We start from the raw sequence: 4,524 nt of genomic DNA on the forward strand, positions 1-4,524 counted from the left end.
GCCGGCCCGGGCATCCCGCCCCCGGGCCGGCCGCGCCTCAGCCCTTCTTGTTCAGGTGCTTCTTCAGCGCCCCGGCATTGCGGGTGCGGCGGCCCTTGTAGGGGTTCTTGTCGGCCTGGCCGCGCATCACCAGCCGGATCGGCGTGCCCGGCATGTCGAAATCCGCCCGCAGCCCGTTCACCAGGTAGCGCGAATAGGCGTCGGGAATGGCGTCGGGCGCCGAGCACATCACGACGAAATGCGGCGGCCGGGTCTTGGCCTGGGTCATGTAGCGCAGCTTGATGCGGCGGCCGTGCGGCGCCGGCGGCGGATGCGCCGCCACCATGCCCTCGAGCCAGCGGTTGAGCTTGGCGGTGGGCACGCGCCGGTTCCAGACCGCATGGGCCTGCATCACCGCCTTCTGCAGCCGGTCGAGGCCGCGCCCGGTCTTGGCCGAGACGGTGACCAGCGGCGCGCCGCGAAGCTGCGGCAGCAGCCGTTCGAAGGCTTCCTTGAGGGCGGCCAGCTTGCCGCCCTTGTCGTCCTCGAGATCCCACTTGTTGACCGCCACGACCACGGCGCGGCCCTCGCGCTCGGCCAGGTCGGCGATGCGAAGATCCTGGCTCTCGAAGGGGATCGCGGCGTCCAGCAGCACCACCACGACCTCGGCGAACTTGACCGCCCGGAGCCCGTCGGCGACCGACATCTTCTCGAGCTTCTCCTGCACCTTGGCCTTGCGGCGCATGCCGGCCGTGTCGAAGATCCGCACCGGCACGCCGTCCCAGTCGAAGGGCAGCGAGATGGCGTCGCGGGTGATCCCGGCCTCGGGCCCGGTGAGCAGCCGCTCCTCGCCGATCAGCTTGTTGATCAGCGTCGACTTGCCGGCATTGGGGCGGCCCACCACGGCGATCTGCAGCGGCTTCTCGGCGGTCGGCACCGGCGCCGCCTCGTCGGCCTCCTCGGAGACCGGCAGGTCCATCACCGGCGCCGCCGCCTCGGCGCGGCGGGTCTCCTCGGCGAAGCGCTCGGCCAGCGGCGCCAAGATGCGGTAGAGGTCGTCGAGCCCCTCGCCATGCTCGGCCGAGAGCGGCACCGGCTCGCCCAGGCCCAGCCCCCAGGCCTCGGCCAGGCCGCCGTCGCCGGCGCGGCCCTCGGCCTTGTTGGCGGCAAGGATGACCTCGGTGCCGCTGCGCCGCAGGATGTCGGCGAAGACCTCGTCGGTGGGCGTCACGCCGATCCGCGCGTCGATCACGAAGAGGCAGATATCGGCCATCTCCACGGCGCGCTCGGTCAGGCGCCGCATCCGCCCGGGCAGGGAATCGTCGCGCGCATCCTCGAGCCCGGCCGTGTCCACCGCGGTGAAGCGCAGCGGGCCCAACCGCGCCGCGCCCTCGCGCAGGTCGCGGGTCACGCCGGGCCGGTCGTCGACCAGCGCCAGGCGCCGGCCCACCAGCCGGTTGAAGAGCGTCGACTTGCCGACATTGGGGCGGCCGACAATGGCGAGGGTGAAGGACATGACGATACCTCAGACGGGGGCGAGCCGCCCCGTTAGCGCATCCCGCCCGCGGGCGAAAGCCCCGCGCCCCGTGCTGCCCCGCCCGGACCCGCCGTCAGCGGAAGGCGTGCAGCACGCCGCGGGTCGAGACCACGTAGAGCGTCTGGCCGGCCACGATGGGCTGGGTGGTGGCGCCGCCCGGCACCGGCACGGTGGCGGTCAGCCGGCCATCCTCGGGGGCGAAGCCGCGCAGCCCGCCATCGTTCGAGGCGACCCAGATGCGGCCGCCGGCCAGCACCGGGCCGTGATTGGCATAGGCCGCGTCGCGGCGGCGCGACGGGCGCCGCGTCGGCACCCAGCCGGGCAGCTCCACCGACCAGATCTGCGCTCCGGTGGCGGCGTCGAGCCGCACCAGCCGGTTGAGATCGGAGATCAGGTAGACCGAATTGCCGGCCACCAGCGGACGGTCCAGCGCGCCCTGATCCTGCGACCAGACCTGCTCTCCCGAACCGAGGTCGAAGGCGGCGAAGCGGCCGGTATGGTTGCCGGCATAGACCCGGTCGCCAACGATCACCGGATCGCCGGTCACGTCCTCGATGCGCGACAGCACCCGGCCGTTGCGGCCGCCGGCCAGGTAGGCGGTCCAGAGCCCCATGCCGCCCGCCGGCAGCGCCGCCTGCAGGGCGCCGTCGCCAAAGCCGAAGACCACCCGGTCGCCGGCCAGGGCCGGGGCCGGAGCGCCGGCGACGTTGGCCACGTCCTCGACGGTCTCGGTCTGCCAGCGCACCCGGCCGGTGGCGGCCTCGATGGCCCAGCCGACGGAATCGCCCGAGGTGACGTAGACCAACCCGTCGCGATAGGTCGGCGCGCCGGTGGCGGTGCCGCCGAGCTGCTGCTCCCAGAGCCGGCCGCCGGTCTCGGGGTCGAGCGCGGTCAGCTTGCCGAAACCCGAAGCGACGAAGAGCCGGCCGTCGCCGAGGCCCAGACCGCCGCCCTGCCCCTGCCAGGAGGCATCGCGGCGCGGCGTCAGATCGACGCTCCAGGCCACCTGCCCGCCGCGGGTCACCGCGCTGACCCGCGAATCCGCCGACAGCGTGTAGATCCGCGCGCCGTCGCTCACCGGGTCGGCATTGAGGCGCTGCCGCTTGCCGTCGCCGGCGCCGATCGCCACCGACCAGAGCGGTGACGGCGCCGCCGCGAGGGCGGCGTGATCGGTGCGGACATGCGGGCTGACCGGGCTTTGCGGCCAGGCCGCGTTGGCCCGCGGCGCCGGCAGCGCCGCCGCGAGGGCGCGGTTGGCCGGCAATCCGGGCTCGGGCGGCGTCGCCTGCAGCACCTCGCGCACGCCCAGCCGTTCGCCGGGCAGGATGGTCTCGCGCTCGCTGCAGGCGGCCAGCGCGACCAGCCCGGCCAGCGCCGCCATTGTCATCGGATTGCGCGTCACGCCCGTCCCCCGTCTTCTTCTTGCGTCCGGCCGTCCGGTTGGCTCAGGACGCGTCCGGTTCGCCGCCGAGCGCCACAATCAACTGACCGGCGCGACGGCGCAAGCCCTGCGTGACCTCGGCATCGTCGCGGATCCGCACGAGCCGCGCGATGGCCGCCTCGGTGTCGCCCGCGGCGATCTCGGCCAGCGCCAGCCGCTCCTCGGCGAGAAGCCGCAGCGGCCCGGACTGGGCCAGCGCCTCGAGCGCGATGCGCTGTTCGTCGACCGAGGCCTCGGGCGCGCCGGCGGCCTTGTAGGCGGCGATCTGGCGGTAGATGTCGCTCGGCGCCTCGATCCCGGACAGGGTGGCGGCGGCGGCCGCGGTCTCGCCGGCCTCGGCCTGTTCGGCGGCGATCAGCATGGCCAGCACGGCGCGGGCATCGCCCTCCGGCGCGGCGATGTCGCGCAGCGCCGCGACGCGGGCCTCCGGGGCCTCGGCGTCGAGCGCGGCCAGCACCGCGCTGCCGAATTCCTCGGCCCGCATCTCGGCGTCGGCGCGGCTGTATTCGCGCCAGGCAGCGCCGCCGACGATCAGCAGCACCAGCAGCACCGCGATCCAGCCGAAGCGGCGCAGATAGCCGTAGAGACGGTCGCGGCGGACCTCTTCGGTCACTTCGTCGATAAAGGAATCGGAATTGCTCACGCCTGCGCCTTTCGGGTGGGAATGGACCGCTCGGCGTCCTCATAACGAAGTGCCGCGACCCTGCCAAGCGCATGCCCGCATCGCGACGCCGCCGCGGCGCCGCCCGGGCCGGCGAGGTCAAACCTGCGAAAAATCGAAGGTGTCATGTCACCCGCCTTGAACCTCCGGCCCCGCGAGCGTATTTTCTCTCGGCGGTTGACCGCGGTCCGACCGAGCCGCGGCGTCGGCCGGCCGTGCCTTCCCGAGGCTCAAACGGGACGCCCCCGATGCGCATTCTGCCCCCACTTGTCGCCCTTGCCGTGGCTGCGCTGCTCTATGCCGCGGTGATCGAGCGCGACCGTCTTTTGCTGGCGCTGGGCGTCACCACCATCGCGCCCGGCGACCCCGCGGCCGAGACCGGCGGGGCCGCGCCGCCGCCCGGGGCCGGTCCGGACAGGGCGGAAAACGGCGCCGACGACGGCGACGCGGCGATCCGCGTCCTCGCCCGCCACAGCCGCGCCGAGGAGGTCGACAGCGCCGTGACGCTGCGCGGCGAGGCGCAGCCCTCACGCGAAGTTGAGGTGCTGGCCGAGACCACCGGCCGGGTGGTGTCACCGCCCCTGCGCAAGGGCGCCCGGGTGTCCGCGGGCGACGTGCTCTGCGAGCTGGCCCCCGGCACCCGCGAGATCACCCTGGCCGAGGCCGAGGCGGCGCTCGCCGAGGCCCGCGCCGCGGTGCCCGAGGCCGAGGCCCGGGTGCCCGAGGCGGAGGCCCGGGTGGCCGAGGCCGAGGCGGCGCTCGAGGAGGCCCGGATCAACGCCAACGCCGCGCAGGAGCTCAGCGGGTCGGGCTATGCCAGCGAGACCCGGGTCGCCGGGACCCGCGCCGCCGTGCGCGCCGCCGAGGCCGGCCTTTCGAGCGCCCGGGCCGGGCTCGAGGCGGCGC

General features: G+C 74.4%; 4 protein-coding genes. 1 reads left to right on the forward strand and 3 read right to left on the reverse strand.

All coding sequences use genetic code 11. The features are described from left to right. Positions 1–37 precede the first annotated feature (37 nt). The 3 genes from der to ACXYMW_RS13255 all read right to left on the reverse strand — a co-directional run bounded on the left by der (position 38) and on the right by ACXYMW_RS13255 (position 3,570). Complete coding sequence (gene der / locus ACXYMW_RS13245; RefSeq protein ID WP_459035802.1) at positions 38–1,495, reverse strand: ribosome biogenesis GTPase Der; 1,458 nt, start codon at positions 1,493–1,495, stop codon at positions 38–40. Positions 1,496–1,589: 94 nt separating this feature from the next. Next, positions 1,590–2,918 (reverse strand): outer membrane protein assembly factor BamB family protein, encoded by a 1,329-nt coding sequence (locus ACXYMW_RS13250; RefSeq protein WP_459035803.1) that lies wholly within the window; start codon positions 2,916–2,918, stop codon positions 1,590–1,592. Between the two features lie 43 nt (positions 2,919–2,961). Continuing rightward, positions 2,962–3,570 carry a hypothetical protein gene (locus ACXYMW_RS13255; protein WP_459035804.1) on the reverse strand — a complete coding sequence of 203 codons (609 nt, stop codon included), beginning with the start codon at positions 3,568–3,570 and terminating at the stop codon, positions 2,962–2,964. 329 nt (positions 3,571–3,899) lie between these two features. Between ACXYMW_RS13255 and ACXYMW_RS13260 the strand changes: the two genes are divergently transcribed. Further along, a partial coding sequence (locus ACXYMW_RS13260; protein ID WP_459035805.1) for an efflux RND transporter periplasmic adaptor subunit occupies positions 3,900–4,524 on the forward strand: 625 nt, incomplete at its 3' end.

The organism is Roseivivax sp. CAU 1761 (assembly GCF_054482755.1).